Annotated in this window: 27 protein-coding genes, 1 tRNA gene and 1 pseudogene; 16 read left to right on the top strand and 13 right to left on the bottom strand. The window is 68.2% G+C overall.

Annotation, left to right across the window (positions count from 1 at the left end; all coding sequences use genetic code 11):
• Positions 1 to 154: 154 nt before the first annotated feature.
• Positions 155 to 1,297, top strand: coding sequence for a branched-chain amino acid ABC transporter substrate-binding protein (locus FOZ70_RS02615; RefSeq protein WP_027788629.1), 1,143 nt, complete (start codon positions 155 to 157; stop codon positions 1,295 to 1,297).
• A gap of 104 nt (positions 1,298 to 1,401) precedes the next feature.
• On the opposite strand, the gene FOZ70_RS02610 is transcribed toward FOZ70_RS02615, so the two are convergent.
• Positions 1,402 to 2,619 carry an MFS transporter gene (locus tag FOZ70_RS02610; protein ID WP_219704894.1) on the bottom strand — a complete coding sequence of 406 codons (1,218 nt, stop codon included), beginning with the start codon at positions 2,617 to 2,619 and terminating at the stop codon, positions 1,402 to 1,404.
• A gap of 240 nt (positions 2,620 to 2,859) precedes the next feature.
• Between FOZ70_RS02610 and FOZ70_RS02605 the strand changes: the two genes are divergently transcribed.
• The 3 genes from FOZ70_RS02605 to FOZ70_RS02595 all read left to right on the top strand — a co-directional run bounded on the left by FOZ70_RS02605 (position 2,860) and on the right by FOZ70_RS02595 (position 5,579).
• Complete coding sequence (locus FOZ70_RS02605) at positions 2,860 to 3,519, top strand: pyridoxamine 5'-phosphate oxidase family protein (RefSeq protein ID WP_021164269.1); 660 nt, start codon at positions 2,860 to 2,862, stop codon at positions 3,517 to 3,519.
• A 365-nt stretch (positions 3,520 to 3,884) separates the two neighbouring features.
• Positions 3,885 to 4,178: an H-NS histone family protein gene (locus FOZ70_RS02600; RefSeq protein ID WP_006491875.1), complete on the top strand. Its 294-nt coding sequence runs from the start codon at positions 3,885 to 3,887 to the stop codon at positions 4,176 to 4,178.
• Between the two features lie 243 nt (positions 4,179 to 4,421).
• Positions 4,422 to 5,579, top strand: coding sequence for a cation diffusion facilitator family transporter (locus FOZ70_RS02595; protein WP_124590511.1), 1,158 nt, complete (start codon positions 4,422 to 4,424; stop codon positions 5,577 to 5,579).
• Positions 5,580 to 5,624: 45 nt separating this feature from the next.
• Here FOZ70_RS02595 and FOZ70_RS02590 read toward each other — a convergent pair whose 3' ends face one another.
• From FOZ70_RS02590 to FOZ70_RS02580, 3 genes are all read right to left on the bottom strand, one after another.
• Positions 5,625 to 6,095: an Lrp/AsnC family transcriptional regulator gene (locus tag FOZ70_RS02590; protein WP_006477376.1), complete on the bottom strand. Its 471-nt coding sequence runs from the start codon at positions 6,093 to 6,095 to the stop codon at positions 5,625 to 5,627.
• 79 nt (positions 6,096 to 6,174) lie between these two features.
• A complete protein-coding gene (locus FOZ70_RS02585) occupies positions 6,175 to 6,834 on the bottom strand; it encodes a glycerol-3-phosphate ABC transporter permease UgpE (RefSeq protein ID WP_021158625.1) in 660 nt (219 codons plus the stop codon).
• Complete coding sequence (locus tag FOZ70_RS02580) at positions 6,831 to 7,475, bottom strand: MBL fold metallo-hydrolase (RefSeq protein ID WP_124467899.1); 645 nt, start codon at positions 7,473 to 7,475, stop codon at positions 6,831 to 6,833. The genes FOZ70_RS02585 and FOZ70_RS02580 overlap by 4 nt, the downstream gene beginning before the upstream one ends.
• A 657-nt stretch (positions 7,476 to 8,132) precedes the next feature.
• On the opposite strand from FOZ70_RS02580, the gene FOZ70_RS02575 reads away from it, so the two are divergent.
• Positions 8,133 to 8,744: a septal ring lytic transglycosylase RlpA family protein gene (locus tag FOZ70_RS02575; protein WP_027788623.1), complete on the top strand. Its 612-nt coding sequence runs from the start codon at positions 8,133 to 8,135 to the stop codon at positions 8,742 to 8,744.
• A gap of 108 nt (positions 8,745 to 8,852) precedes the next feature.
• Here FOZ70_RS02575 and rsmI read toward each other — a convergent pair whose 3' ends face one another.
• Complete coding sequence (gene rsmI, locus FOZ70_RS02570; RefSeq protein WP_048025325.1) at positions 8,853 to 9,734, bottom strand: 16S rRNA (cytidine(1402)-2'-O)-methyltransferase; 882 nt, start codon at positions 9,732 to 9,734, stop codon at positions 8,853 to 8,855.
• Between the two features lie 46 nt (positions 9,735 to 9,780).
• Between rsmI and FOZ70_RS02565 the strand changes: the two genes are divergently transcribed.
• From FOZ70_RS02565 to FOZ70_RS02545, 5 genes are all read left to right on the top strand, one after another.
• The gene (locus FOZ70_RS02565) at positions 9,781 to 10,209 is read left to right on the top strand and encodes a YraN family protein (RefSeq protein WP_042974155.1); all 429 of its coding nucleotides are present in this window, start codon (positions 9,781 to 9,783) and stop codon (positions 10,207 to 10,209) included.
• A gap of 126 nt (positions 10,210 to 10,335) precedes the next feature.
• Positions 10,336 to 10,920, top strand: coding sequence for an SIS domain-containing protein (locus FOZ70_RS02560; protein ID WP_042974154.1), 585 nt, complete (start codon positions 10,336 to 10,338; stop codon positions 10,918 to 10,920).
• Between the two features lie 17 nt (positions 10,921 to 10,937).
• Positions 10,938 to 11,735, top strand: a complete 798-nt coding sequence (locus FOZ70_RS02555) for a BON domain-containing protein (RefSeq protein WP_059678267.1) — start codon at positions 10,938 to 10,940, stop codon at positions 11,733 to 11,735.
• Positions 11,732 to 12,094 carry a c-type cytochrome gene (locus tag FOZ70_RS02550; protein ID WP_060054122.1) on the top strand — a complete coding sequence of 121 codons (363 nt, stop codon included), beginning with the start codon at positions 11,732 to 11,734 and terminating at the stop codon, positions 12,092 to 12,094. Before FOZ70_RS02555 ends, FOZ70_RS02550 begins: the two co-directional genes overlap by 4 nt.
• A 66-nt stretch (positions 12,095 to 12,160) precedes the next feature.
• A tRNA-Ala gene (locus FOZ70_RS02545) sits at positions 12,161 to 12,236 on the top strand.
• Between the two features lie 122 nt (positions 12,237 to 12,358).
• Here FOZ70_RS02545 and FOZ70_RS02540 read toward each other — a convergent pair.
• From FOZ70_RS02540 to FOZ70_RS02530, 3 genes are all read right to left on the bottom strand, one after another.
• A complete protein-coding gene (locus FOZ70_RS02540; RefSeq protein WP_060054120.1) occupies positions 12,359 to 12,670 on the bottom strand; it encodes a hypothetical protein in 312 nt (103 codons plus the stop codon).
• A 124-nt stretch (positions 12,671 to 12,794) separates the two neighbouring features.
• A complete protein-coding gene (locus tag FOZ70_RS02535; protein ID WP_219704893.1) occupies positions 12,795 to 14,192 on the bottom strand; it encodes an enolase C-terminal domain-like protein in 1,398 nt (465 codons plus the stop codon).
• A 62-nt stretch (positions 14,193 to 14,254) separates the two neighbouring features.
• Positions 14,255 to 15,595 (bottom strand): MFS transporter, encoded by a 1,341-nt coding sequence (locus FOZ70_RS02530; protein ID WP_059649924.1) that lies wholly within the window; start codon positions 15,593 to 15,595, stop codon positions 14,255 to 14,257.
• Positions 15,596 to 15,794: 199 nt separating this feature from the next.
• On the opposite strand from FOZ70_RS02530, the pseudogene FOZ70_RS02525 reads away from it, so the two are divergent.
• From FOZ70_RS02525 to FOZ70_RS02515, 3 genes and pseudogenes are all read left to right on the top strand, one after another.
• Positions 15,795 to 15,968 (top strand): annotated as a pseudogene (locus FOZ70_RS02525) (glutathione S-transferase); the annotation flags it as partial.
• 123 nt (positions 15,969 to 16,091) lie between these two features.
• Positions 16,092 to 16,718 (top strand): DUF2239 family protein, encoded by a 627-nt coding sequence (locus tag FOZ70_RS02520; RefSeq protein WP_219704892.1) that lies wholly within the window; start codon positions 16,092 to 16,094, stop codon positions 16,716 to 16,718.
• A gap of 17 nt (positions 16,719 to 16,735) precedes the next feature.
• A complete protein-coding gene (locus FOZ70_RS02515; RefSeq protein ID WP_219704891.1) occupies positions 16,736 to 18,067 on the top strand; it encodes a carotenoid oxygenase family protein in 1,332 nt (443 codons plus the stop codon).
• Between the two features lie 19 nt (positions 18,068 to 18,086).
• Here the strand turns inward: FOZ70_RS02515 and FOZ70_RS02510 are convergent, their stop codons facing one another.
• The 4 genes from FOZ70_RS02510 to FOZ70_RS02495 are packed head-to-tail and all read right to left on the bottom strand — an operon-like array spanning position 18,087 to position 22,349.
• Positions 18,087 to 19,253: an ABC transporter permease gene (locus tag FOZ70_RS02510; RefSeq protein ID WP_193094101.1), complete on the bottom strand. Its 1,167-nt coding sequence runs from the start codon at positions 19,251 to 19,253 to the stop codon at positions 18,087 to 18,089.
• An 8-nt stretch (positions 19,254 to 19,261) separates the two neighbouring features.
• The gene (locus FOZ70_RS02505; protein WP_027788610.1) at positions 19,262 to 20,416 is read right to left on the bottom strand and encodes an ABC transporter permease; all 1,155 of its coding nucleotides are present in this window, start codon (positions 20,414 to 20,416) and stop codon (positions 19,262 to 19,264) included.
• Positions 20,417 to 20,437: 21 nt separating this feature from the next.
• Positions 20,438 to 21,136 (bottom strand): ABC transporter ATP-binding protein, encoded by a 699-nt coding sequence (locus FOZ70_RS02500; protein ID WP_027788609.1) that lies wholly within the window; start codon positions 21,134 to 21,136, stop codon positions 20,438 to 20,440.
• 7 nt (positions 21,137 to 21,143) lie between these two features.
• Positions 21,144 to 22,349, bottom strand: coding sequence for an efflux RND transporter periplasmic adaptor subunit (locus tag FOZ70_RS02495; protein WP_219704890.1), 1,206 nt, complete (start codon positions 22,347 to 22,349; stop codon positions 21,144 to 21,146).
• A gap of 371 nt (positions 22,350 to 22,720) precedes the next feature.
• On the opposite strand from FOZ70_RS02495, the gene FOZ70_RS02490 reads away from it, so the two are divergent.
• On the top strand, positions 22,721 to 22,954 hold the full coding sequence (locus FOZ70_RS02490; RefSeq protein WP_021158594.1) for a hypothetical protein: 234 nt from the start codon (positions 22,721 to 22,723) through the stop codon (positions 22,952 to 22,954).
• 79 nt (positions 22,955 to 23,033) lie between these two features.
• On the opposite strand, the gene FOZ70_RS02485 is transcribed toward FOZ70_RS02490, so the two are convergent.
• Positions 23,034 to 23,804 carry a Mut7-C RNAse domain-containing protein gene (locus tag FOZ70_RS02485; RefSeq protein ID WP_069253144.1) on the bottom strand — a complete coding sequence of 257 codons (771 nt, stop codon included), beginning with the start codon at positions 23,802 to 23,804 and terminating at the stop codon, positions 23,034 to 23,036.
• Positions 23,805 to 23,813: 9 nt separating this feature from the next.
• Between FOZ70_RS02485 and FOZ70_RS02480 the strand changes: the two genes are divergently transcribed.
• Both FOZ70_RS02480 and FOZ70_RS02475 read left to right on the top strand, forming a co-directional pair.
• Positions 23,814 to 24,770, top strand: coding sequence for an NAD(P)-dependent oxidoreductase (locus FOZ70_RS02480; RefSeq protein WP_346656380.1), 957 nt, complete (start codon positions 23,814 to 23,816; stop codon positions 24,768 to 24,770).
• A gap of 74 nt (positions 24,771 to 24,844) precedes the next feature.
• Complete coding sequence (locus FOZ70_RS02475; protein ID WP_021158591.1) at positions 24,845 to 25,486, top strand: LysE family translocator; 642 nt, start codon at positions 24,845 to 24,847, stop codon at positions 25,484 to 25,486.
• The last annotated feature ends 40 nt before the right edge of the window (positions 25,487 to 25,526 follow it).

Raw genomic sequence — 25,526 nt, 5'->3', positions numbered from 1 at the left:
TACGGACGGGCGGCTGCTAAAAGCGGCGGTTTTCACGTGCTTGAGGCCAAGTGCATGAACGATGCATCCGGCGAATCGTCCAGTGATTGCAAACACAGGGATGGCAGCGGGGCACCGGGCGATGGCGTTTTTTGGGACCGAACTGGAGACTTACATGAATATCAAGATGCAAAAGCTGTTGCCGATCACCGCCGCAGCGATGCTGTGCGCTGCAGCTGCAAGCAACGCGTCAGCCGATCAAGTCGTCAAGATCGGCCACGTCGCGCCGTTGACGGGCGGCATTGCACACCTGGGCAAGGACAACGAAAACGGCGCGCGTCTCGCAGTCGAGGAGATCAACGCGAAGGGTCTCACGGTCGGCGGCCAGAAGATCACGCTGCAACTCGACCCGCAGGATGACGCGGCCGACCCGCGCCAGGCCACGCAGGTTGCGCAGAAGCTCGTCGACGACAAGGTCGTCGCGGTGGTCGGCCACCTGAACTCGGGCACGTCGATCCCGGCCTCGAAGATCTACAGCGATGCGGGCATCGTGCAGATCTCGCCGTCGGCCACGAACCCGGCCTACACGCAGCAGGGCTTCAAGACCACGTACCGCGTGGTGGCCACCGATGCGCAGCAGGGCCCGGCACTCGCGAACTACGCGCACTCGAAGGGCATCAAGAGCGTGGCGGTGGTCGACGATTCGACCGCGTACGGCCAGGGTCTCGCGAACGAGTTCGAGAAGAAGGCCAAGGCGCTCGGCCTGAAGGTGATGTCGCATGACGCGACGAACGACAAGGCGGTTGACTTCCGCGCGATTCTGACCAAGATCAAGGGCGAGAATCCGGACGCGATCATGTACGGCGGCATGGATGCCACCGGCGGCCCGTTCGCGAAACAGGCGAAGCAGCTCGGCCTGCGCGCGAAGATCTTCGCGGGCGACGGCGTGTGCACGGAAAAGCTGGCCGACCTGGCCGGCGACGCGACCGACAACGTGGTGTGCTCGGAAGCCGGTGCCTCGCTCGAGAAGATGGCGGGCGGCGCGGCGTTCAAGGCGAAGTACGAGAAGCGCTTCGGCCAGCCGATCCAGATCTACGCACCGTTCACGTATGACGCCGTGTACATCATCGTCGACGCGATGAAGCGCGCGAACTCGACGGATCCGGCGAAGATCCTCGCCGCGATGCCGGCGACGAACTACTCGGGCGTGATCGGCACGACGACCTTCGACTCGAAGGGCGACCTGCAGCACGGCGTGATCTCGCTGTACAACTACAAGGGCGGCAAGAAGTCGCTGCTCGACGAAGTGAAGATGTAACGCAACAGGCGGTCAACAGAAGGGGTGAAAGCGCGCATGCGGCAACGCATGCGCGTTTTCTTTTTGTTTCCCTTCGGCCGTTCGGCCCGGCGAGCGCCGTACCGTCAGATCTTCAGATGGGCGAGCACCTTCGGCGCGACCAGCGCGACGAGCGCCGCGCACAGCGCGACGACCGACAGGCCGATCGTCAGGTTCGCGGCCTGCGCGACCGCACCGATCACGACCGGGCCGAACAACAGCCCGAAATACGCGAGCCCCGCCACGTGCGCGAGCCCTTCGGCCGCGTGGATGCCTTTCACGCGCGCGGCGGCCGCGAACAGCACGGGCATCATGTTCGCGAGGCCGAGGCCCATCAGCGTGAAGCCGGTCAGCACCGCGACCGGGTTCGGCAGCAGCAGCGCGCCGATCATCCCCGCGCATGCGAGCGACGCGCTCGCGAATACGAGCTGCGGCGCGCCGAAGCGCGCACGCACGGCGTCGCCCGCGAAGCGCGCGATGGCCATCCCGCCCGAGAATGCCGCGTATGCTGCGCTCGCGAGCGCGGGGCTCGCCGCGACGACGTCGCGCATGTAGACCGTCGCCCAGTCGTACATCGCGCCTTCGGCGACCAGTGCAATCAGCGCGATGCCGCCGAGCATCCACAACGCGGGCGAGCGCCAGCGGTTGCCGCCGCCATGCGCGTGTTCGTGGTGCGGCACGTGCGGCAACACGGCCGGGCTGGCGGCCACGAGCACCGCGGCGCTCACGGCTGCCGCGAGCGCGAGATGCACGACCGGCGCCATGCCGGCCGACAGCAGCGCGCCGCCGGCGGCCGCGCCCGCCATCCCGCCGATGCTGAACATCCCGTGCAGCGACGACATGATCGGCTTGCCGAGCGCGATCTCGACGGCGCTGGCCTCGGCGTTCATTGCGACGTCGAGCGTGGCCATCGAGAAACCGAACAGCGCGAGCACCGCGAGCAGCATCCAGTAGTCGGGCACGACGAGGATCAGCGCCGCGCACGCGGACATCACGAGCCCGCCGGCGAGGCACGCGGTGCGTGAGCCGACGCGGGTGATCCAGCGCGCGATGGTCAGCATCGCGCCGATCGAGCCGCCGGCGACCGCGAACAGCGCGATCGACAGCAGGCCGGGGCTCAGCGCGAACTTGTCGCGCACGGTCGGCACGTGCACACCCCAGGACGCGTACATCATGCCGGCGACGAAGAACAGCGCCATCGACGCCGTGCGCGCGCGCTGGCGGGCCGGCAGCGGCAGCACGCGATGCGCGTCGGGCGGCGCGGCGAACGGGGACGACGATTCGGGGGAGGAGGATTCGGACACGGAAAGGCTCGTCAAAGGAAATGCGCGGACGCACGCGGCGCCCGTCGGACCCGTCCGATTCTATCGAACCGCTTACGATCCTGCCGGGCGATGGCCGCTTGGCCGATGTTCCGGCGGTCGCGGTGCCCTCCGGGATTCGCCGCATTGGCCGTTCGACCGATGCGCGGCGTGCCGCGCCCGCGGGTAACATCGAAGCGCATGGCGTGCCCGGCGCGCCGCCCTTCGACCGCAGGAGTCCTCTTGAACATCGATCCCGCTCTCGCCCTGCATCTGCTGCACCGCTGCGCGCTCGGCACGCTCGCCACCCATGCGCGCGATCCGCAGGGCTTCCCGTATCCGACGGTCGTTCCGTTTGCACCCGATGCAAGCCATCGTCCGGTGATCCTCGTGAGCGGCCTCGCGGAGCACACGCGCAACCTGGCCGCCGATCCGCGTGCGGGCTTCCTCGTGGTCGACGCGTCCGGCGGCGACGTGCTGAACGCCGAGCGCGCGACGCTGCTCGGCCGGTTCGTGCCGCTCGGCGACGATCCGCACGTCACCGCGCGCTACCTGCGCTACGAGCCGGACGCCGCGCGTTATCTGGCGCTCGGCGATTTCACGTTCTGGGCGCTCGACGTCGAGCGGCTGCGCTATATCGGCGGTTTCGGGCGCATGGGCTGGGTCGACGGCACGCATCTCGATGCGCTGCCGCCGCTCGCCTTCGACGAGGAACAGGCGTTATGGGACGCGTACGACGGCGGCGCGGCGCGCCGCGACGGGCTCGAATTGCTCGGCGTCGATCGTCACGGCGCCGACTGGCGACACGACGGCCGCCGCGTGCGCACGCCGTTCGATACGCCATTGGCCGACGCGGGCGCGTTGCACGAGCGGCTGATTGCGTGCGCGCGGGATGTGACGTGACGTCGCGGTGCGGGCTTGTCCGCGGTTTGTCCGTTTAGCGTGTGGCGCCGTCCGATTTTCGTAAAACTGTCGTCTGATGAAAGCTTCTATTTTTCCGAATGCAGGGTAATTGCGTATGTTGATAGGCCTAATAGCCAATGGCTAATGTCCTAATCTCTGTGTAGGAACGTAAAAATTTGAGAAAAGGCCGCGACCGGTCAAAATGACACGAGTGAATTTCAATTGATCTCGGGATTTTCATGAATCTCGCTTCTATCAAATCTTTTTTGTGCTAATCTCTGCCTTCGAAAATCCGAGGCACATATATTTCATGAATGGTGAGCTGGCTGCAGACCGGCGCCATTAGTCAGATAGAAAGGGAAACTATGTCTTCTTACAAGGACCTGCTGGCCCAGCGGGAGAAGCTGGAGAAGCAAATCGAAGAAGCGAAGTCGCGTGAATACGCTGAAGTGCTGAATGACGTGAAGCAGAAAATTGCCGACTACGGCTTTTCGCTCGCCGAACTCGGTCTCAGCCGCGCGAAGGCAGGCAAGGTTGGCCGTCCGCGCGCTGGCGTCGCCGCGAAATACCGCGATCCGGAAACGGGCGCGACGTGGTCGGGCCGCGGCAAGCCGCCGCGCTGGATCGCGGGCAAGAACCGCGAACAGTTTGCGATTTAAACGTTTGTTTAAGTCGCCTGCGCTTCAAAAGAGCCGCGTGTCCGTTCAGGAGCGCGGCTTTTTTGTTTTCAGCGGCCGCCGCGTGCATGGCGTTGTCATGAAAATGTAATGATAGAGGGTGCGAATGGAAATACGACCTGTTCGCATAAGCGATTGATTTGAATAAGAAATTTATGGATATTGGCGGGATTCGCGGGGCACCCTTGATAGAATTGCGTACCGCACACCGATATCTCATATTTCATGTCCACGTTTTCCGGCGACGCGCAGAGCGCAGATAAGCACGCGGTTGCACGCAAGAGTACGTTCGTCAGTATTGTGCTGAATGTCGTGCTTGCGACATTTCAGATCGTCGTCGGCACGATTGCGCATTCGCAAGCATTGATTGCCGACGGGGTGCATTCGATTTCCGATTTGATCTCGGATTTCGTCGTGCTGGTTGCGAATCGGCATAGCGGCGCATCGCCGGACGCCGACCACAATTACGGGCACAGCCGCTACGAGACCGTCGCGTCGCTGTTTCTCGGCGCAATCCTGATTGCAGTGGGCGTTGGCATGCTGTGGCGGGCCGGCGACCGTCTCGTTAATCTCGAAAATATTCCGGCGGTACATTTTTCCGCGCTGGTCGTCGCGCTGACGGTGCTCGTGTCGAAAGAGGCGCTGTTTCGCTACATGCTGCGCGAAGCGCGGCGCGTGCGCTCGGCGATGCTCGTCGCGAACGCGTGGCATGCGCGTTCGGATGCCGCCTCGTCGCTCGTCGTCGCGATCGGCATCGTCGGCAGCCTGGCCGGCGTGCGGCTGCTCGATCCGATCGCGGCGGCGATCGTCGGCTTCATGGTCGCGCGCATGGGCTGGACGTTCGGCTATGACGCGTTGCAGGATCTCTCCGACCGCGCGCTCGATACGACCGACACGGCCGAGATCCGCGCGCTGCTCGCCGCGACGCCGGGCGTGCGCGACGTGCACGACCTGCGCACGCGCAAGATGGGCGACGCGGCGCTCGTCGACGCGCACATCCTCGTCGATCCGATGATCTCCGTCTCCGAAGGGCATTACATTGCGGAAACCGCACGTGCACGCGTGCTGCGCGACCCGCGCGTGCTCGACGCGCTGATCCACGTCGACCCCGAGAACGATGCGGCGCGCCGTCCGGCGCTCGCGCTGCCGCCGCGCGGCGAGATCGCGGCGCGGCTCGAGGCCGCGCTCGCGCAGCGCGGGCTGCATGCGGCGGCGATCAACCTGCATTACCTGAGCACGGGGCTCGAGATCGACGTGACGCTGGCGTGCGATCCGCACGACACCGATGCGGCGCTGGCCGGCCGGCTCGACGTCGACGCGCTGAAGCGCGAGTTCGACGCGCGCCGGATCGGCTTCACGCGCACGATGCCCGCGCAGGCGTGACCTGCCGCCAGCGGGCCGCCCGCGCGGGCGTGTGCGTTACAGCCGTTACAGCGGCAGCTGCGTGTCGAACTTGATCTCGCGCAGCACGACACTCGTGCGCACTTGCGACACGGCGGGGATCTTGAAGATGCGTTCGTGCAGGAACACGTCGTAGGCCTTGATGTCCGGCGCGACGATCTTGAGGATGTAATCGGCCTCGCCGGTCGTGCTGTAGCACTCGGTGACTTCCGGGCAGGTCGCGATCTCGCGCTCGAACTGCTCGACGCCGCCTTCGTTGTGGCGGGTCAGGTGCACGTGCGCGAGCGCGCAGACGTGCAGGCCGAGCTTCTCGCGATCGAGCAGCGCCGTGTAGCGCTGGATCACGCCCGACTGTTCCATGTCCTTGATGCGGCGCCAGCACGGCGTGCTCGACAGGCCGACCTGGTCGGAAATTTCCTGCACGGAACGGCGCGCGTCGAGCTGCAACAGGCGAAGGATTTTTTGCGAAAAGGAATCGAGCGTCACCTGCGCCTCCATGCGGCAGCAACAACATGCTGAATGTTAGAGGGCCGGGAAAGGAAAGGCAATCTGGCGTCGCGTTGCTGAGCGAGATTCGCTAATTTGCTCGCGGATCCGTGGGGTTTTGTCCCGCCCCCGCGTTTTCCGACCGATCGGTGTCCGACACCGCGAGGCCCGCGAGCGCGGCCTGCTGGCGGCGCAGGTCGGCGAGCATGTTGCAGAACAGCGCGCCTTGCTCGATCGCGTCGTCGAGCGCGACGTGCGTGTGCGGATGGTCGTCGAACCAGTGCTTCGGAAAACGCGGCTTGATCGCCTTGCGGTACGGCAGGCCCGTCATCGCGAACGCGAGCGTCTTGATGTCGAGCGCCGACCACGAGAACGGGCAGCGCCCGGCGAAGCGCATCATGTACCAGAACATGAACGTGAAATCGAAGCCGGCCGGCATCGCGACGAACACCGGCTTGCCGGGCAGCGCCTCGACCCAGTCGACGTACGCGACGAGCGCCGCCTCGGGCGCCTGCAGGTCGCGGCGGCACGCGGCCCATGCGTCGGGCTCGGTCTTCCACCACGCTTCCTGCACCGGGTGCGCCTGCGCGCCCGGCAGCGTCTCGAGGTTGGCCGAGAAGGTCGCGATCAGCTGCTTGTCCTCGGTATAGGCGGCCGACGCGAAACTCAGCATCGAGTGCGGGCCGGGAATCGGGCCGTCGGCCTCGACGTCGGTGCTGACGTAGATTTCCGGGATGGCGGTCTGGTTCATCCGAATACCTTGTCGGACACGAACGGGTTCGTGCGGCGCTCGTCGCCGAACGTCGACACCGGGCCGTGGCCCGGCACGAACGTCACGTCGTCGCCGAGCGGCCACAGCTTCTCCTTGATCGAGCGGACGAGATCCTCATGATTGCCGCGCGGGAAATCGGTGCGGCCGATCGAACCGGCGAACAGCACGTCGCCGACGATCGCGACGCGATGCGCGCGGCTGAAGAACACGACGTGGCCGGGCGTGTGGCCCGGGCAGTGATAGACCTCGAGCGTCTCGTCGCCGAACTGCACGGTGTCGCCGTCGTTCAGCCAGCGATCCGGCTCGAAGGTTTCGGCGGCCGGAAAGCCGAAGCGCTCGCTCTGCATCGGCAGCTTGTCGATCCAGAAGCGCTCTTCTTCCTGCGGCCCTTCGATCGGCACGCCGTAGTGCGTCGCGAGCGTCTTCGCGCCCGCGCAGTGATCGATGTGCCCGTGCGTGAGCAGCACCTTCTCGACCTGCACGTTCTGCCGCGCGACTTCCTGCTGGATCCGGTCGAGGTCGCCGCCCGGATCGACGACGGCGGCGCGGCCCGTCTTCTCGCAGACGAGCAGCGAGCAGTTCTGCTGGAACGGCGTGACCGGAATGAGCGTGACTTTCATGGAGGCACCGGCGGCTAAAAGGAGCGATTGTACCGGTCGCGCGTGCCGCTTGCCGGCCGCGCGACGCGCGTTGCGGTGCGCGCCTCCGGGCATTCCCGGAGCATGTCGATTGTTACAGCCATAGTGAGAATCAATGGTCCGCCGGCGGTGCTTTTCAGGACAGCGTTTTGATTTATGTATAATGCGCTCCATTGCGCGTGAATTTCATGCCATTCGCTGGTGTTTCGGCCCCGTTGAAAAGGGGCGTCGGAAGCACCGTCAAGCATCAGCCGCCGGGGAGTCCGGCGGTGTATCCAGCACCGAGCATTCGGTGCTCACGTCTTGTCCGGCCGGGTGCTGCGCGCCCGCCTGCGGCCCTGCTGCCGCGCCGCCGGATGAGGCCTGTGCCGCCGTTCCTGTGCGTTGGTCGTTTCGACGCGCGCGAACGTGAAAGCCATGTTCGATGGCGGCATGTGGGGTCTGGTCAGGCTGTTGGGGACAGGTTGCGCCAGACGTGAAAGCTAATCAGGACGGTTGCGGCATAGACGAAAGCCGCGCCCATGCTAGCCGCCTGCTCGCATCCGAGCGGGGCGTGCACGCATTTGCCGTCCGGGCCGCGTGTCCGCGCTGTGAAGCAGCGTGACGAAGGAGCGGCCCGAACCAGAAGGCGACACGTCGATGAACGTACGATTTCCGACTCGTTTCGGGACCATTGCATTATTTTTCGCGTTGACGGGCTGTGCGGTGCCACCCAGCCAGACCACCGGTAGCGCGAACCAGAAGAACGCGGTCGACAAGACGGCCGGTGCCGCGAAGGCGGACAACGACAAGCAGCAACTGAATTTCGATTCCGCACTGGCGTCGATGCCGGCTGCCGACGCCAAGGACGCGAAGAAGTCGTCGCTGGCGGACGCCGAGCCGATCGACGGCAAGGATGTGTCCGACTTCCGCCAGACGGGCCGCGCATCGTGGTACGGGCGGGATTTCCACGGCCGCCGCACCGCGAACGGCGAGCGCTTCAACATGAACGCGCTCACCGCCGCGCACCGCACGCTGCCGCTGTCGTCGTACATCAAGGTGACGAACGCGTCGTCCGGCAAGTGGGTCGTCGTGAAGGTCAACGATCGCGGGCCGTTCAAGCGCGGCCGTGTGCTCGACCTGTCGTATGCCGCTGCCAAGATGATCGGCCTCGTGCACGCCGGCACGGGCCGCGTGAAGATCGAAGGGCTGTCGCCGCAGGAAGCGCGCGAAGCACGCGACGAAATGCTCGCGTCGGTCTCGACGAAGTAACGCGGCGGATCGACCGCTCATGCAAAAGGGCTGCCCGAGGGCAGCCCTTTGTCTTTCCTGCACGGCGCGACGTCGGCACCGGTGTCCCGGTGCCGGCCGGCTCGCGCGTCAGCTTTCATCCTTCAGCGCGAGCGCACGCGCATACAGCGTGTTGCGCGACGCGCCCGTCAGCGCGGCCGCGAGCTTCGCCGCGCTCTTCACCGGCACCTCTTCCAGCAGCAGCCTGAGCAGCGCGTCGTGCGCGGTGTCGTCGGCTTCGCCGCTCGTCGCCGGCGCGCCTTCGACGACCAGCACGAATTCGCCGCGCTGCCGGTTCGCATCGCCGGCGAGCCAGGTCTGTCCTTCGGCCAGGGTGCCCTGGAACAGTTGCTCGTGTAGCTTGGTGAGTTCGCGCGCAATCAGCAGCCGGCGCGCGGGGCCGAATGCGTCGGCGAGCGCGGCGACGGTTTCGGCGATCCGGTGCGGTGCTTCGTAGAACACCAGCGCATACGGGTGCGATACCAGCGCCTGCAGCGCGGTCGCACGCTGCCTGGCCTTCGGCGGCAGGAAGCCCGCGAACGTGAACGCGCCGGCCCAGTCGCCGGCCACGCTCAGCGCGGTCACCGCCGCGCTCGCGCCCGGCAGCGGGATCACCGCGAAGCCGGCGGCGCGCACCGCGTCGACGAGCCGTGCGCCTGGGTCCGAGATGCCGGGCGTGCCGGCGTCCGATACGTAGGCCACGCGTTCGCCGCCGCGCAGCAGTTCGATCACGCGCTGCGCGGCTTCGCGTTCGTTGTGCTCGTGCACGGCGACGAGCGGCTTCGACATCCCGTAGCGGGCGAGCAGCTGGCCCGTGTTGCGGGTGTCTTCGGCCGCGATGCGGTCGGCGAGGCCGAGCACGTGCAGCGCGCGCAGCGTGATGTCGGCGGTGTTGCCGATCGGCGTGGCAACCACGTAGAGCGCGGCTTCCGGGTAGTGCTGCGTTTGCGCGAGTTCGAGGAGGGCAGTCATGGCAGGCAATGCGCGCAATCGCGGCGCAAGCGGAACAAGGACGGCATTGTGCCACGCGGCGCCGGCGCGGCCGGGTGACGGGCGCGGTTTGCCGCGCGCCGGCGACAACTTTTCCGGCACGGCTCGATCCAGGCCGGTCGGCGCGGCGTTCGAGCAGCGTGCGCGGCAGTTTCTCGAACGCCGCGGCCTCGTGTTCGTCGCGGCGAACGTGACGATGCGCGGCGGCGAGCTCGATCTCGTGATGCGCGAGGCCGACGGCATGCTCGTGTTCGTCGAGGTGCGCGCGCGGCGCAGCGTCCGGCATGGCGGCGCGGCCGCGAGCGTCGGCTGGCGCAAGCGGCGGCGCCTGGTGGCGGCCGCGCTCCAGTTCTGGGCGCGCCACGGCGCCGGTGCCGCGTGCCGCTTCGACGTCGTCGCGTTCGAGGCCGGGCGGCTCGAGTGGCTGCGCGACGCATTTCGTGCCGACGATGCGTAGCCGCGAGCTGTGACGAGATGTAAAGAGTTCTTGCCGGACCCCCGGAGAGCGTGCCGGAGTACGGTAAACTCGCCGCACCCACGATGTCGCGCGATGCGTGCCGCGCGCCCAGTTCACCAGGAATCGATGTCAGTCGAACGTATTCAGCAACATTTCCACGACAGCGCCGCGCTTCACGCCGAAGCGGCCGACGCACTGTCGCTGCCGATCGCAGCCGCGGTCGATGCGATGTTCGCCGCGCTGGCGAACGGCAACAAGATCGTCGCGTGTGGTGACGGCCCGTCGGCCGCCGCCGCGCACTACCTCGCCGTGTCGCTCGTCGGCGGCTTCGAGCGCGAGCGTCCGGGCCTGCCCGCGATCGCGCTGGCCACCGATGCGTCGCAGGGCGGCCTCGCGGGGGCGGTGTCCGCCGAGCAACTGTTCGCCCAGCAGGTGCGCGTGCTCGGCCAGACCGGCGACATCCTGCTGGTGCTCGATCCGGGCGGCGCGTCGCCGCGCGTGCTGGCGGCGATCGACGAAGCGCACGAGCGCGAGATGACCGTCGTCGCGCTGACGGGTGGCGACGGCCATGCGGTCGCGGCCGCGCTGTCCGACACCGATATTCCGATCAACGTGCCCGCCGCCCGTGCGGCGCGCGTCCACGAAGTCCATCTGCTGACCATCCACTGCCTGTGCGACGGCATCGACGCGATGCTGCTGGGTGAGGATTGAACGAAGGAGAGCCGTCGATGAATCAAAGCCGCGTCAAACAGACGCTCGTCAGAACCACGCTGCTCGCCGCGCTGACGGCGGGCCTCGCCATGTCGCTGCAGGGTTGTGTGCTCGGGATCGTCGGCGCAGCGGCCGGCGGCGGCGCGCTGGTCGCGACCGACCGCCGTACGCTCGGCGCGCAGACGGAGGATCGTGAGATCCAGGTCAAGTCGCTCACGCAGATCAACAACGGGCTGCCCGACCAGTCACACGTGAACGTCACGGTGTTCAACCGCCGCGTGCTGCTGACGGGCGAGGTGCCGAACGATGCATCGAAGCAGCGCGCCGAGGAAATCGTGCGCGGCATCAACAACGTGAACGGCATCGTCAACGAGCTGTCGGTCGAGCCGGCGTCGTCGCTGTCGTCGCGCGCGAACGACTCGTACCTCGAGGGGCGCGTGAAGTCCGAGCTGATCGCGACGAAGGGCATCTCGGCGAACTACTACAAGGTGGTCAGCGAACGCGGCAACCTTTACCTGATGGGGCTCGTGACGGTCGACGAAGGCAATCGCGGCGCGGAAGCCGCCAGCCAGGTGCCCGGCGTCGAGAAGGTCGTGAAGGTGTTCCAGTACGTGAAGCCGCAGGACGCGCAGGCGCTGCAGGCGGCGTCGCCCGCGAGCGGCGCGTCCGGTGCGCAGGCCGCCGCGCCGGCGGATACCGCGACGGTGGGCGCCGTGCCCGACGCGTCGGTGCAGTCCACGCCGCTGCAGCCGCCCGCGCCGATCTCGAATTCGTCGAGCGTGCACCCGGGTAACCCGAAGGCACCGTCGCAATGAAGAGCATGCAGATGAAGCAATTGAAACTGTGGATGATGCAGGGCGCCGCAGCCGCGGCGCTCGTGGCGGGCACGCTGGGCGCCGCGCACGCGGGTGTCGGCGACGGCCTGAAGGTGGCGCGCGGCAATGCGTGCATGGGTTGCCACGCGGTCGACCGCAAGCTCGTCGGCCCGTCGTTCAAGGAAATCGCCGCCCGCTACAAGGCCGATCCGCAGGCCGTGGCAAAGCTGTCGAAGAAGGTGAAGGAGGGCGGCTCCGGCGTCTGGGGCGCGATTCCGATGCCTGCGCATCCGCGCATGAGCGACGCCGACGCGCGTTCGGTGGTCGAATGGGTACTGGCTGGGGCGCCGTCAAAGTAACGCTTCGGGGGTGACTCAACCCCTATTGCCAAGCGCAGAAATGCGTGTGTATGATGGTCGACTGTTGGGGCGGTAGCTCAGCTGGGAGAGCGTCGCGTTCGCAATGCGAAGGTCGGGAGTTCGATCCTCCTCCGCTCCACCAACGGAATTCGAAAGGCCCGATCGCAAGATCGGGCCTTTTGTTTTTGGGTTCCGCTGCGACGGTGGGCGTGGGCGGCACCGTCGGGTGCGCCGCTTTCGACGTGAGGCGCAAACTCGCCGCGCCTAGATCGCCAACTCGTAGATAAACCTGAACGCCGGCACCGACAGCGCGGCGAACGCCACCGTGATGGCCGCAAGGATCGCGATCCTCTTTCGCAGCAGCGCGAAGAGGGCGATCGACAGTCCGTAGAACACGCAGGTCAGAACGATGATCCACCAGAGCGCAGCGTAGCCTGCACCGCCTTCGAAATTCGATACGTTCTGCGTGATCCGGGTCGCGGCATAACCAGCGACGGTCATGCTCGCGGGCAGGCACAGCACCGAATACAGCACGAAGACGATGATCTGCCGCGGTGTCGGGTCGGGAGACGTCATGCTGGGCGCTTCATGTTGAGTGGGAGGGGCCCGAACCGTCCGCCAAGCGGGCCGGCTCAGACAGCCGGCAGGATGCGGGCGTTTCCGGTGTTTGGCAACCACCGCCCACCGCCCACCGTCAGGCTCACCCCCGCCCGAAACTCGGCCGCTTCGGATCGTAAGTCCACCCCGGCACGAGATACCGCATCGCGACCGCGTCGTCGCGCGCCGTCCCGCCGACCGCGTTGTACAACGCATGCGCGGCCTCGACCTGCGCCATGTCGATCTCGATCCCGAGCCCCGGCCGCTCCGGCACGGCCACCTGGCCGTCGACGATCTCGAGCGGCTCGCGCGTGAGCCGCGCATCGCCTTCCTGCCAGATCCAGTGCGTGTCGATCGCGGTGATCGTGCCGGGCGCGGCCGCCGCCGCATGCGTGAACATCGCGAGCGACACGTCGAAGTGGTTGTTCGAATGCGAGCCCCAGGTGAGCCCCCAGTCGCGGCACAGCTGCGCGAGCCGCACCGAGCCCTGCATCGTCCAGAAATGCGGATCGGCGAGCGGGATGTCGACCGCCTGCAGCCGCACCGCGTGATCCATCTGCCGCCAGTCGGTCGCGATCATGTTGGTCGCGGTCGGGATCCCCGTCGCACGGCGGAATTCGGCCATCACCTCGCGGCCTGAATAGCCGCCCTCCGGCCCGCACGGGTCCTCCGCATACGCAAGCAGGTGGCCTTGCCCGCGGCACAGCGCGACGGCCTCGTCGAGCGACCACGCGCCGTTCGGGTCGAGCGTCGCGCGGGCCTCCGGAAAGCGCGCCTTGATCGCGGCGATCGCTTCCATCTCGTCGGCGCCGGCCATCACGCCGCCCTTCAGCTTGAAATCGGCGAAGCCATAGCGCTCGACGGCGGCCTCCGCCTGCCGCGCGATCGCGGCCGGCGTGAGTGCTTCCTCGTTGCGCAGCCGGAACCACGCGTCCGACGCGTGCGTTTCGTCGCGATACGGCAAATCGGTGCGCCGTCGGTCGCCGAGGTAGAACAGGTAGGCGAGCATCGGCACCGCGTCGCGCTGCTGGCCTTCGCCGAGCAGCGCGGCGACGGGCACGTCGAGAAACTGCCCGAGCAGGTCGAGTAGCGCCGCCTCGATCGCGGTGATCACGTTGTCGAGCCGCAGGTTGATTTCGTGCGGCTGGCGCAGTACCGCCGCCTCGCCCGCCGACGTCACTTCGTGCCGGATCGTGCGGCCCGCACCCGGGCCCGTGCCGGACAGCGCCGCGCGCACTGCGTTGAGGGTGGCCTGATAGCGTCCGATCGACTGGCCGACCACGAGATCCGTCATGCGCTCGAGCGCGTGCCGGATGCCTTCGCCGCCCGGCACTTCGCCGACGCCCGTGTGCCCGCTGCTGTCGTCGAGGATCACGAGGTTGCGCGTGAAATACGGCGCGTGCGCGCCGCACAGGTTGAGCAGCATGCTGTCGCAGCCGGCAACGGGAATCACCCGCATGCGCGTGACGCGCGGGGTGCCGGCATGGCGGGATTCGGACATCGGTTCGCTCCTGGTTCCGGTGATGCACGGGCCGCCGGCTGAGCCGGCGCGGCCCGCGCTGTTCATCGAAGCTCGACGCGGCGAATCTCGCCGACGACGAACACGTAGCAGATCACCGCGACGAGCGCGTGCGCGACCACATAGACGAGCGCGCCGTTGAACGAGCCGCTGCGGTCGACGATGTAGCCGATCGCGATCGGCGTGGTGATGCTGGAGAGGTTGCCGCACGTGTTGAGCAGCGCACCGCTCAATCCCGCGATCTGGCGCGGCGCGGTGTCGGCGTTGACGGCCCAGCCGAGCGCGCCGAGTCCCTTGCCGAAGAACGACAGCGCCATGAACAGCACGACGAGCACGTGTGAATCGGTGTAGTTGCAGACGATCATCGACATCGACAGCAGCATGCCGAACACGATCGGCACCTTGCGCGCGACCGACAGCGAGCGGCCCTGCCTGAGCAGCGCATCGGACACGATGCCGCCGAGAATCCCGCCGAGGAACCCGCACACGGCCGGGATCGATGCAACGAGCCCCGCGTTGAGGATCGACATCCCGCGCGCCTGCACGAGATAGACGGGAAACCACGTGATGAAGAAATAGGTGAGCGCGTTGATGCAGTACTGCGCGACGTACACGCCGATCAGCATCCGGTTTCCGAGCAGCGCCTTGACGTGGCGCATCGACGGGCCGCCGTCGCGGCCGCCCGTCGCCTGGTCGATGTTGACGAGCGCACCGCCTTCGGCGAGGTAGTCGAGTTCCGCGCGGTTGATGGCCGGGTGGTCCTTCGGGTCGTACATCGTGCGGTTCCACACCAGGACGAACGCGAAGCCGAGCACGCCCATCACTGCGAACACCGACTGCCAGCCGAACGCGTGCACGAGCCAGCCCATCAGCGGCGCGAACACGACGGTCGCCGCGTACTGCGCGGCATTGAAGATCGCCGATGCGGTGCCGCGTTCGGCGGCCGGGAACCACGCGGACACGATCCGGCTGTTGGCCGGGAAGGAAGGCGCTTCGGCCGCGCCGACCAGGAAGCGCAGCCCGAACAGCAGCGCGAACGCGGCCGCGCCGCCGAAAAAGCCGATCGTGCCCTGCAGCAGCGTGAACAGCGACCAGAAGAAGATGCTGAACGCATAGACGATGCGCGATCCATAGCGGTCCAGCAGCCAGCCGCCCGGCAGCTGCGCGACCACGTACGACCAGCCGAATGCGGAGAAGATGAAGCCGATCTGCACGTGGCTCAGGTGCAGTGCGCGGGCGAGGCTCGGGCCGGCGATCGCGATCGCGGCGCGATCCGCGTAGTTGATCGTCGTGACCGCGAACAGGACGGCCAGCACCAGCCAGCGCACGCGGGTGCGCCGGGCCGTTGCCGACGCGGACGCCGGCAGCGCGTGAAGCGGATTCATGACTGTCTCCTCCGAAGGGCGGAAGGTGCCGTCGTGCGGCTGGCGCGTCGAAAGCGCGCGTTTCTGGGTGACGGTGCTGCCGGCCGGAGGCCGGACGCCGAGGCCCGTGCGGGCCCGAGCGGGGCGTCCGGATCATTCTGTCATGTCGATATTTGCGCTTTCATGCCAATTACTGACTTGATCGATTCAGCCTTTGAATCGATCGGCCGCGACGCGCGGGGCGCGGCTTGCCGACGATGCCGGCGTGCAATTCGCGCACGCAGTCGAGGAAGGGCTGCCGCTGCCGGCTTCGTCGGCGTTCGGCGGCCATGTGTCGCTCGACGACGTGCTCGCGAGCGTGCGCGGCGCGGCGACGCCGGCACTGAAGAACTGACCGCGCCACGCGGTCGCCCGCCCGGCGGGATACTGGCGATATTTTTACCCGGATGATATTGACATTCAATTTATACCCGGATGAAAATAGCGCCATTCCGATTCCTGCCTGCGGGCGACCACGATGACAACCTCCACGCTTCTTCCTTCGTACACGGTGTTCGACGGCCACCGGCGGCTCGCGACGGGCCCGCTCGCGTCGGTCGCGCTCGCGGCCCGGCAGGCCGGCGACGCGAGCGCCGGCACGATCCTGATCTTCGACGACGCGACCGGCCGCTCGATCGACCTCGACCTGCGCGGCACGCCGGACGAGATCCGCGCGCGCTTCGCGCCGCCGTCGGGCGACGACGCATCCGCAACCGTCGGCGAGCCGGCCGGCGCGGGCGAACCGCGCGGCCGCGGCCGGCCGAAGCTCGGTGTCGTGTCGCGCGAGGTCACGCTGCTGCCGCGTCACTGGGAATGGCTTGCCGCGCAGCCGGGCGGCGCGTCCGTCGCATTGCGCAAGCTCGTCGAGGACGCGCGGCGCACGCATGCGGCGGCCGATCGTCTGCGCGACGCGCAGGCGCGCGCCTACCACTTCATGTCGGCGATGGCGGGCGACCTGCCCGGCTTCGAGGAGGCCGCGCGCGCGCTGTATGCGAACGACCTGGCGCGGCTCGCCGAGCTGATCGCCGGCTGGCCGGACGACGTGCGCGACCATGCGCTCGCACTGGCGCGCGGCGATCTGCCGCCGTCCACCGACGACTGCTGAAAGGAGCTTCCGACGCAATGACCGTATTCGACCTGAACCGCGGCGCGATCGCGCCGGTGGCCGACGAGGCCGATCTCGTCGACCTGCGCGTGACCGGTGCCGTCCCGCACGATCTCGACGGCACGCTGCTGCGCAACGGCCCGAATCCGCCGGGCGGCCGCTTCGAAGGGAACGACGTGCTGTCGTGGTGGCCGGAAGCCGCGATGCTGCACGCGATCGCGTTCGAAGGCGGCCGCGCGACCGGCTACCGCAACCGCTGGGCGCGCACGCAGCGCTGGGCCGCCGTGCATGCACCCGGGCAGGCGCCGCATCTTCCCGACACCAATCCGAACGTGAACGTGCTGCAGCATGCGGGCGAATTGCTCGCGCTGGCCGAGGGCGGCGCGCCGCTCGCAATCACCGCCGCGCTCGATTCGCTCGGCGCGCCGGCGCGGCACGCGGGTTTCGGCGGCGGGATGACCGCGCATCCGAAGGTCGATCCGGTAACGGGCGAGCTGATTGCCTTTCGTGCGGACTGGCGTGCGCCGTGGCTGCGCTACGGCGTGGCCGACGCGCAGGGCGTGCAGCGCGTCGAGATCGAAATCGACCTGAACGCGCCGTCGATGATGCACGACCTCGCGATCACCGACACCCGCAGCCTGCTGCTCGACCTGAACGTCGGCTACGACTTCTCGCTGCTGAAGCAGGGCCACCGGATGCCGCTGCGCTGGCACGATGACCGGCCCGCGCGCATCGGCGTGATCCCGCGCCACGGCGGCGCGGTGCGCTGGTTCGGCATCGAGCCGTGCTTCATCCAGCACGTCGTGAACGCGTACGACTGCGACGCGTCGTGCATCGTGCTCGATGCGGTGCGTTATCCGTGGTTCCTGCGGCTCGACGCGCGCACGGGCCGCTTCGCCGACAACCCGGTCGGCGAGCTGTGGCGCTACGTGATCGATACGGCGAACGGGCTGATCGACGAAGGGCCGCTCGCCGACGGCGGCATCGAGATGCCGCGCATCAACGAAAGCCGCACGGGGCGCCGCTACCGCTACCTGTATGCGGTGGAACAGCCGAACAATGCGGAAATGCGCGGCGTGATGCGCTTCGACCACGCGAGCGGCACGACGACGCGCTATGCGGTGCCGGCCGGCGACCAGAACAGCGAGCCGGTGTTCGTGCCGCGCCCGGGCGGCGTCGACGAGGACGACGGCTGGCTGCTGGTGATGGTCTACCGCGCGGCGACGGATACCAGCGACGTCGTGATCCTCGATGCGCGCGCGATCGACGCGGGGCCGGTCGCGACCGTGCACCTGCCGCGCCGCGTGCCGGCCGGGTTCCACGGCGCGTGGGTGCCGCGCGAGCGTTGAACGTGCGCGGCGGCGCGCGTCACTGCGCGCGCAGCGCGTCGACGATCTTCAGCCGCGCGGCGCGCATCGCCGGCAGGAACCCACCGACGAGCCCCATCACGAGCGAGAACAGCAGCGTCTTCACGACGATCGCGGGCGTCAGCACGAAGCGGAACGACAGGTCCGCGAAGGTCTGGAAGTTGGTCGTCGAGAACGACGCGAACTGCATCAGCGACGCGCACGCGAGCCCCGCGACGCCGCCCACGAAGCCGAGCAGCAGCGCTTCCAGCAGGAACGCGGCGAGCACGTTCGTGCGCTTGAAGCCGAGCGCGCGCAGCGTGCCGATCTCGGCGACGCGGTTCGCGACCGATGCGTACATCGTGATCATCGCGCCGATCATCGCGGCGATCGAGAAGATCGTCGACAGCGTGATGCCGAGGATGTTGATGAACTTCGACAGCGCCTTCGACTGGTCGCCGTAGAAGGTCTGCTCGCGTTTCGCCTCGTCGGTCAGCCGCGGGTCGACGTCGATGTCGGCCTTGAAGCGCGCGAAGCCGTCGGCGCCCGGGATGCGCAGCACCATCGACGAATAGCTGGTGCGCCGGAACGACTGCATCAGCTGGTCGACGTCGCCCCAGATCTCCGAATCGAAGCCGCTGCCGCCCGCGTCGAAGATGCCGACGATGGTCCAGTCGCGCTGCGCGAAATGCAGGCTGTCGCCGAGCTGCGTGCCGCTGAAGCCTTTCGCGATCGCGCTGCCGACGATGATTTCCGACGAGCCGGCCGCGAACATGCGGCCGGCGGCGAGCGTCACGTGCGGGCGCAGCGCGAGGCCGGCCGGCGACACGCCGCGGATCACGACGTTCGACGGCTTGCCGGTCGACGTCTTCACCAGCGAGATCAGCACGACCGCTTCCTTCGACACGAGCGGCCGGCCGTCGGGGCCGGGTGCGACGGCCGGGTGCATCTCGAGCGCGTTGGCCTGCTGATGGTCGATCGAGCTCTGGATCTCGGTTTCGGCGCCCTTGCGGATCACCACCGCGTTGTCGGGTTCGCCGGTCGAGACGAGCGTCTTCGTGAGCCCCGCGTCGAGCATCTGCACCGTCGCGAACACGAAGATCACGAGCGCCATCCCGCCGGCGGTCAGCGCGGTGGTGAGCCGCCGGGTCCACAGGTTGCGCGCGATGTAGTTGAGCGGGATGGCCATGCGTGTCGTTACCCGATTGCCCGCAGGCCTTCGACCACGCGCACGCGCGCCGCCTGCCACGCCGGCACGATCGCGGCCGCGAAGCCGACCGCGACCGAGCACGCGGCCTGCAGCGCGACCGTCCCGGTCGACACCTTGAACACCGGGAAGATGCCGCCTGCCGCCTGCTTGAACAGGCTCGCGGCGGGCGGTGTCGCGAGGATCCCGAGCCCGCCGCCGGCCACCGCGATCACGACCGATTCGCCGAACACGATCAGCGCGAGGAACCCGGGGCCGAAGCCGAGCGCCTTCAACGTCGCGTATTCGGCCGTGCGTTCGCGCGCGCTCATCGCCATCGCGTTGGCCATCACGGCCATGATGATCAGGATCACCACGTACGACACCAGGCGGATCGCCGCGATGATCTGGTTCGACATCGCGACGAAGCCGAGCTGGAACGCCTGCTCGGTTTCGGTCAGCGTCTCGGCGAGCGAGTTCCTGAACACCGCGTCGACGTTGCGTGCGATCGCCGCGCCGTCGTCGGGGTTCGCAACGCCGAGCACGAATACGCCGACCTGGTCGGCCTGCTTCGGCGTGCGCTGCCGCACCGTCTCGTTCAGGTATTCCCAGTGAAACACCAGCTGGCGCGTGATCGTCGAATCGTCGCGGCCGTCGAGAATCCCGCGCACGACGAAGTCCCACGTACCCGGATAGATCGTGCCCTTCAGCGGGATCACGTCGCCGACCTTGAAGCCGAACTGATCCGCGAGCTGGCGCCCGACCAGGCAGCCGCGCCGGTCGCGGTTGTAGTCGGCGCGCTGCTGCCCGGGCACGATGAATTCCGGGTACAGGTCGAGGTAGTTGTCCGATACCGCGAAGCTCGCGAAGAAGTTCTTCGGGTCGCGGTAGATGCCGCCGAACCAGTTGGAGCGCACCACGGCCGTCACGCCTTCGACGCCGCGGATCCGGTTCTCGTAGCTCACGGGCAGCGGAAACACGAGCGAGATCGCGTTGCGCGTGACGAGCCGCCCGCTGGACGCAGCGGCCGCGCCCGCGTACCACGCGTCGACCACCGTATGCAGCAGCCCGAACGCGAGCACCGCGATGGTGAGCCCGAGCACGGTCAGCAGCGTGCGCAGCCGGTGCCGCAGCGCGTTGCGCGCGATCAGCTTCAGCACGTACATCGCGCGCGCTCCCGCAGCCGGTCAGCCGGCGTGCCCATCGATCAGCTCCCCTTTTTCCAGGTGCACGAGCGAGCGCGCGGCGCCGGCCGCGTGCGCGTCGTGAGTCACCATGATGATCGTCTTGCCGAGCTCGGCGTTCATCCGCTGCAGCATCGCGAGCACGTCGGTGGCCGACGCGCGGTCGAGGTCGCCGGTCGGCTCGTCGGCGACGATCAGCACGGGGTCGGTGATCAGCGCGCGCGCGATCGCGACGCGCTGCTGCTGGCCGCCCGACAGCTCGGACGGGTAGTGGCTCGTGCGGTCGCCGAGGTTCACCATGTCGAGCACGAGCTCGACGCGCTCGCGCCGCTCGCGGCGCGACAGGTGCGTGAGCATCAGCGGCAGCTCGACGTTCTCGAACGCGGTGAGCACCGGCATCAGGTTGTAGAACTGGAAGATGAAGCCGACGTTCGCCGCGCGCCATTCGGCCAGTTGCGCCTCCGCGAGCAGCGAGATGTCGAGCCCGCCCACGCGCAGCTCGCCGCTGTCGGGCCGGTCGATGCCGGCCACGAGGTTCAGCAGTGTGCTCTTGCCGGAGCCGGACGGTCCCATCAGCGCGACGAAGTCGCCTTCGCCGATGTCGAGCGTGATGTCGGTCAGCACCGGCACGATCTGGTTGCCGCGCCGGTACGACTTCGCGACGTGGCTGAGCTCGACGAGGGGCGGCGGGGCGTCGTTCACGCGTGCGTTACTTCTTCGCGACGGTCACTTTCGCGCCGTCCTTGAGCTTCGTGCCCGGCGCGAGCACGACCGTGTCGCCGGGCTTCACGCCGCGGATCGTGACGAGCTCGCCGATCCGCATGCCGGCGGTCACAGCCGTTGCATGCACGACGTCGTCCTTCACGACGAACACGACCGGCCGGCCGTCGCGCTCGACCACCGCGCTCGCCTGCACGGCCGTCACGGGCTGCCGGTCCTGTGCCGACACCGGCTTCGACAGGAACGCGATCTTCGCGCTCATGTCGGGCAGCACGCGCTCGTCGCGGTCGACGAAGCGCACCTTCACGAGCACGGTGGCCTTCGAGCGGTCGACGGTCGGCACGATGCGCGACACGCGGCCCGCGAAGCGCATGTCGGGCAGCGCATCGAGCTGGATCTCGCACGGCTGCTCGGCGCGGATCTTCGCGATGTTCGATTCGGCGACGTCGGCCTCGACCTCGAGCGTGTCCATGTCGGCGATCGTCACGACCGCCCCCTTGCTGTCCGACGCGGACGAGAACGGCGTGATGTTGTCGCCGACGTTCGCGTGTTTCGCGAGCACGATGCCGTCGAACGGCGCGCGGATCACCGTCTGGTCGACCGCGACCTGCGCGGCCTGCGCGTTGGCGTCGGCGGACGCGATCGCGGCCTCGCCGCTGCTGAGCGATGCGCGCGCCTTGTTCACGCGGGCCGTATCGATGTCGAGCTGCGCGGCCGGCACGGCGCCCTTCGGCGCAAGCGCCGCGGTGCGGCGCAGCGCGATTTCGGCGTCCTTCAGTTCGGCCTGCTGCACGCCGAGGTTCGCGCGGGCGACCTTCACCTGGGCGAGCGCCTGCGAGAGCGACGCCTCGACGTCGCGGCTTTCGAGCCGCGCGATGATTTCGTCCTTCTTCACGCGCGTGCCTTCCAGCACGCCGAGCCATTCGACGCGCCCCTGGCCCTTCGACGCGACCGCGGCCTTGCGCTGCGGCACGACGTAGCCGGTCGCATTGAGCTGCGTGTCGTTCTGGTACGGGTAGGCGGACGTGACGGTGGTGGTGTCGACGGCCGGCCGGCCGGTCAGCGCGAGGCCGGCGGCGATCGCGACGACCACGATCGCGGCGGCGGCCGCATAGCGGGGCCACCGGCGCGGGCGGGGCGCCGATGCGAGCGGACGCCGGTCGATTTTCAGTTTGTCCAGATTGTGATCGGGCAATTTGAGCGCCTCGAGACGGCGGCGGCCCCGTGTCGGTATCGGGGCCGGCTGCGATCCGGTTTCCGGGGAAAGGGACGGATGGACGCCAGTATAAGCGTCGCCCCGGCGGCGTGCGAGCGCGTTTGCGGCGCCGCGGCTGCGGCGGCCGAACCGGTCACGGACAGGGAAATACGGGTACGCCTCAGGGGAAACCCGAAGGGTGCAAGCAACGTGTCAACTCGTCGCGAATGCGGTGCGTTATGGAACCAGTGCGTCAGGTTTTGTCGCGACGGAACGGCGGAAGCCGGCCTCGCGGCCTGGGGCTCCGATGCGAATGCCTCGCATCTTTACTTACCGGTACGTTTGATTTTTTCTCCGCTAAAGGAAGAACAATGAAGAAGACGCTCGCTTCGATCATCGCTGCAGCATTCGCGCTCGCATCGGTTTCGGCATTCGCACAGGAAGCAGCATCGGCACCGGCTGGCGACACGTCGGCTGCCGCACCCGCCAAGAAGGATCACAGCAAGCCGAAGCACCAGCTGAAGCACCACGGTTCGAAGAAGGGCCAGGCGAAGGCTGCAGCCGCATCGGCCGCCGGCACGAACGACGCAGGCGCGCAGAACTGAGCGGCTTGCCGCCACGGCCGGCGTTGCCGGCCATCGGTCGGCCAACCCCGCATGCTCCGGCATGCGGGGTTTTGTTTTTTCAGGGGCTCGATTCCCCCGGTTCGTCGAGCCGGACGGGCGGCGGCGCGCGCATCGCGTCGACCACCGTGCGCATGCGCCGCCAGTGGGAGCCTTCCCAGAACACGCGCCGGCACACGTCGCACGCGGCGAAGCGCCGGTGCCGCTGCCGGACGCCGGCCGGCACGCGCGGCGCGGCGGCGGCCGCGTCGAGCGGATGCAGCGGTGCATTGCAGCGCAGGCATAACCGGAACGGGCGCATGTGCGGTGCCAGATCGAGCCGCTCGAACAGTTCGCGCAGCTGGTCGGCCGGCTGCAGCGCGTGCAGGTAGCAGCCGCGCTCGACCGCACGCCGCTTGAGCAGCTCGCGGTCGCGGGTCAGCACGATCCGGCCCTCGCGCGCGGCGAGCGCCGCCAGTTCGTCGTCGCGGTAGTGGTTGTCGTAGCAGGTGTCGAAGCCCGCGAGGCGCAGCAGTTGCGCGAGGCCGCCGAGATGCGCGTCGGCGACGAAGCGCCATTGCGCCGGCAGCGGCGCGGCGACTCCGCGGGCTGCCGGTTGCGCGCGCTCCGGAAAGGCTTCGACCCGGTCGCCGTCGTCGAGCGGCCGGTCGAGCGCGGCCGGCACGTCGTTGATGCACAGCCGGCCGATTTCGGTATGCGGGACGCCGAGCGCCTCGATCGCGTGCTTCACCGTCGCATCGCGCGCGCAGGCGTGCCCGAACGCGCGGTCGCGCTGCGCGCGCGGGAGAAAGGCGTTCAGTTCGTCGTGGAAGCGGAAGGTCGCGGTCGCCATGCGCGCAGTATGGCACCGCGCATGGTCGGCCGCGTGCCCTGCAGGCGCCCCGCATCTGTGTTTAACTCCCCGCTTCACGGAGCGAAGGAGCGGGAAATGGATCTCGGATTTATCGGGCTGGGCGAAATGGGGCAGGCAATCGCGACGAACCTGCTGAAGGCCGGACACACGGTGCGGGTCTGGAACCGGTCGCGCGAGCGCGCCGAGCCGCTGGCCGCGGTCGGCGCGCAGATCGTCGACACGCCGGCCGACGCGTTTCGCGGCGACGCGGTGTTCTCGATGCTGGCCGACGATGCCGCCGCGCGCGAGATCTTCGACGAAACGCTGCTCGCGCAGGCGCCGCGCGGCCTGATCCACGTCAACATGGCGACGGTGTCGGTCGCGCTGGCCGAATCGCTCGCGCACGCGCATGCGTCGCGCGGCATCCATTACGTCGCCGCGCCGGTGATGGGGCGCCCCGATGTCGCGGCCGCCGCGCGCCTGACGATCATGGCGGGCGGCCCGGCCGAGGCGATCGACCGCGTGCAGCCGCTGTTCGACGCGATCGGCCAGAAGACCTGGCGGTTCGGTTCGCTGCCGCAGCACGCGAACGTCGCGAAGATCGCCGCGAACTTCACGCTCGCGTCGGCGATCGAGACGCTCGGCGAGGCGTCCGCGCTGCTGGGCGCGCACGGCGTCGCGATGCGCGACTTCCTCGACGTGATCACCGGCAGCGTGTTTCCGGGGCCCGTCTATGAGGGTTACGGCTCGATGATCGCCGAGCGGCGCTACGAGCCTGCGCGCTTCAAGGCGCGCCTCGGGCTGAAGGACGTTCGCCTGGCGCTGGAAGCCGGCGACGCCGTGTCGGTGCCGCTGCCGGTGGCGAGCGTCGTGCGCGACAACCTGCTCGACGCGCTTGCGCACGGCGGCGGCGAACAGGATTTCGCTGTGCTCGGCGAAGTCGCGCTGCGTCGCGCGGGCCGCTGATCCGCCCGCGACAGAAGTCGGGCGCACCGGCATAATCGACGTTTCGTTTTCCTTGCATCGAGGCAGAGGCGGTCATGAACTTGCATACGTGGTGGCTTTTCGTGGCGACGGTGTTCGTCGTGTCGGCGATTCCGGGCCCGAACATGCTGCTGGTGATGACGCACGGCGCGCGCCACGGGCTGCGCCGTTCGGCATGGACGATGGCAGGCTGCCTCTCCGCGCTGGTGCTGATGTTGTCGGTGTCGGCGGCGGGCCTCGGGGCCGTGCTCGAGGCTTGGCCGGCGATGTTCAACACGTTGCGCTTCGCGGGCGCGGCCTACCTGATCTACCTCGGCGTGAAGGCGTGGCGCGCACGCGTGGACGACGAGCAGCCTGCCGCCGACGTCGAAACCGTGTCGCGCCAGGCCACGCCGGCATCGCGCGGGGTGCTGTTCCGCAACGGTTTCCTGGTCGCGGGCAGCAACCCGAAGGCGATCCTGTTCGCGGCCGCGCTGCTGCCGCAGTTCATCAACGCGGCCGAGCCGACGCTGCCGCAATTCGGCATTCTCGTCGTCACGTTCGCGGTGATCGAGGTGAGCTGGTATCTCGTCTACGCGTCGTTCGGCACGCGCATCGGCGCGACGCTGAAGAGCCAGAGCGTGGCGAAGATCTTCAACCGGCTGACGGGCGGGCTGTTCGTCGGCTTCGGTGCGATGATGGCGCTGGTCCGTCACTGATTTCGATCCGACGCCGGTACGCGGAACGCCCCGTCCCTCG

Origin of the sequence: Burkholderia sp. COPS (assembly GCF_019425585.1) — a bacterium.
Lineage (GTDB): Bacteria > Pseudomonadota > Gammaproteobacteria > Burkholderiales > Burkholderiaceae > Burkholderia > Burkholderia cepacia.
This window is presented reverse-complemented; position numbering and strand designations above follow the sequence as displayed.

Excerpts from the sequence above, each read along its gene's own strand:
- FOZ70_RS02580 (WP_124467899.1), bottom strand. The coding sequence starts at position 7,475 with ATGAAAGTCACGCTCATTCCGGTCACGCCGTTCCAGCAGAACTGCTCG.
- FOZ70_RS02515 (WP_219704891.1), top strand. The coding sequence starts at position 16,736 with ATGACCGTATTCGACCTGAACCGCGGCGCGATCGCGCCGGTGGCCGAC.
- FOZ70_RS02485 (WP_069253144.1), bottom strand. The coding sequence starts at position 23,804 with ATGGCGACCGCGACCTTCCGCTTCCACGACGAACTGAACGCCTTTCTC.
- FOZ70_RS02530 (WP_059649924.1), bottom strand. The coding sequence starts at position 15,595 with ATGAATCCGCTTCACGCGCTGCCGGCGTCCGCGTCGGCAACGGCCCGG.
- FOZ70_RS02615 (WP_027788629.1), top strand. The coding sequence starts at position 155 with ATGAATATCAAGATGCAAAAGCTGTTGCCGATCACCGCCGCAGCGATG.
- FOZ70_RS02575 (WP_027788623.1), top strand. The coding sequence starts at position 8,133 with ATGAACGTACGATTTCCGACTCGTTTCGGGACCATTGCATTATTTTTC.
- FOZ70_RS02505 (WP_027788610.1), bottom strand. The coding sequence starts at position 20,416 with ATGTACGTGCTGAAGCTGATCGCGCGCAACGCGCTGCGGCACCGGCTG.
- FOZ70_RS02560 (WP_042974154.1), top strand. The coding sequence starts at position 10,336 with ATGTCAGTCGAACGTATTCAGCAACATTTCCACGACAGCGCCGCGCTT.
- FOZ70_RS02600 (WP_006491875.1), top strand. The coding sequence starts at position 3,885 with ATGTCTTCTTACAAGGACCTGCTGGCCCAGCGGGAGAAGCTGGAGAAG.
- FOZ70_RS02535 (WP_219704893.1), bottom strand. The coding sequence starts at position 14,192 with ATGTCCGAATCCCGCCATGCCGGCACCCCGCGCGTCACGCGCATGCGG.
- FOZ70_RS02540 (WP_060054120.1), bottom strand. The coding sequence starts at position 12,670 with ATGACGTCTCCCGACCCGACACCGCGGCAGATCATCGTCTTCGTGCTG.
- rsmI (WP_048025325.1), bottom strand. The coding sequence starts at position 9,734 with ATGACTGCCCTCCTCGAACTCGCGCAAACGCAGCACTACCCGGAAGCC.
- FOZ70_RS02590 (WP_006477376.1), bottom strand. The coding sequence starts at position 6,095 with ATGGAGGCGCAGGTGACGCTCGATTCCTTTTCGCAAAAAATCCTTCGC.
- FOZ70_RS02520 (WP_219704892.1), top strand. The coding sequence starts at position 16,092 with ATGACAACCTCCACGCTTCTTCCTTCGTACACGGTGTTCGACGGCCAC.
- FOZ70_RS02550 (WP_060054122.1), top strand. The coding sequence starts at position 11,732 with ATGAAGAGCATGCAGATGAAGCAATTGAAACTGTGGATGATGCAGGGC.
- FOZ70_RS02555 (WP_059678267.1), top strand. The coding sequence starts at position 10,938 with ATGAATCAAAGCCGCGTCAAACAGACGCTCGTCAGAACCACGCTGCTC.
- FOZ70_RS02475 (WP_021158591.1), top strand. The coding sequence starts at position 24,845 with ATGAACTTGCATACGTGGTGGCTTTTCGTGGCGACGGTGTTCGTCGTG.
- FOZ70_RS02490 (WP_021158594.1), top strand. The coding sequence starts at position 22,721 with ATGAAGAAGACGCTCGCTTCGATCATCGCTGCAGCATTCGCGCTCGCA.
- FOZ70_RS02595 (WP_124590511.1), top strand. The coding sequence starts at position 4,422 with ATGTCCACGTTTTCCGGCGACGCGCAGAGCGCAGATAAGCACGCGGTT.
- FOZ70_RS02585 (WP_021158625.1), bottom strand. The coding sequence starts at position 6,834 with ATGAACCAGACCGCCATCCCGGAAATCTACGTCAGCACCGACGTCGAG.
- FOZ70_RS02480 (WP_346656380.1), top strand. The coding sequence starts at position 23,814 with ATGGCACCGCGCATGGTCGGCCGCGTGCCCTGCAGGCGCCCCGCATCT.
- FOZ70_RS02510 (WP_193094101.1), bottom strand. The coding sequence starts at position 19,253 with ATGGCCATCCCGCTCAACTACATCGCGCGCAACCTGTGGACCCGGCGG.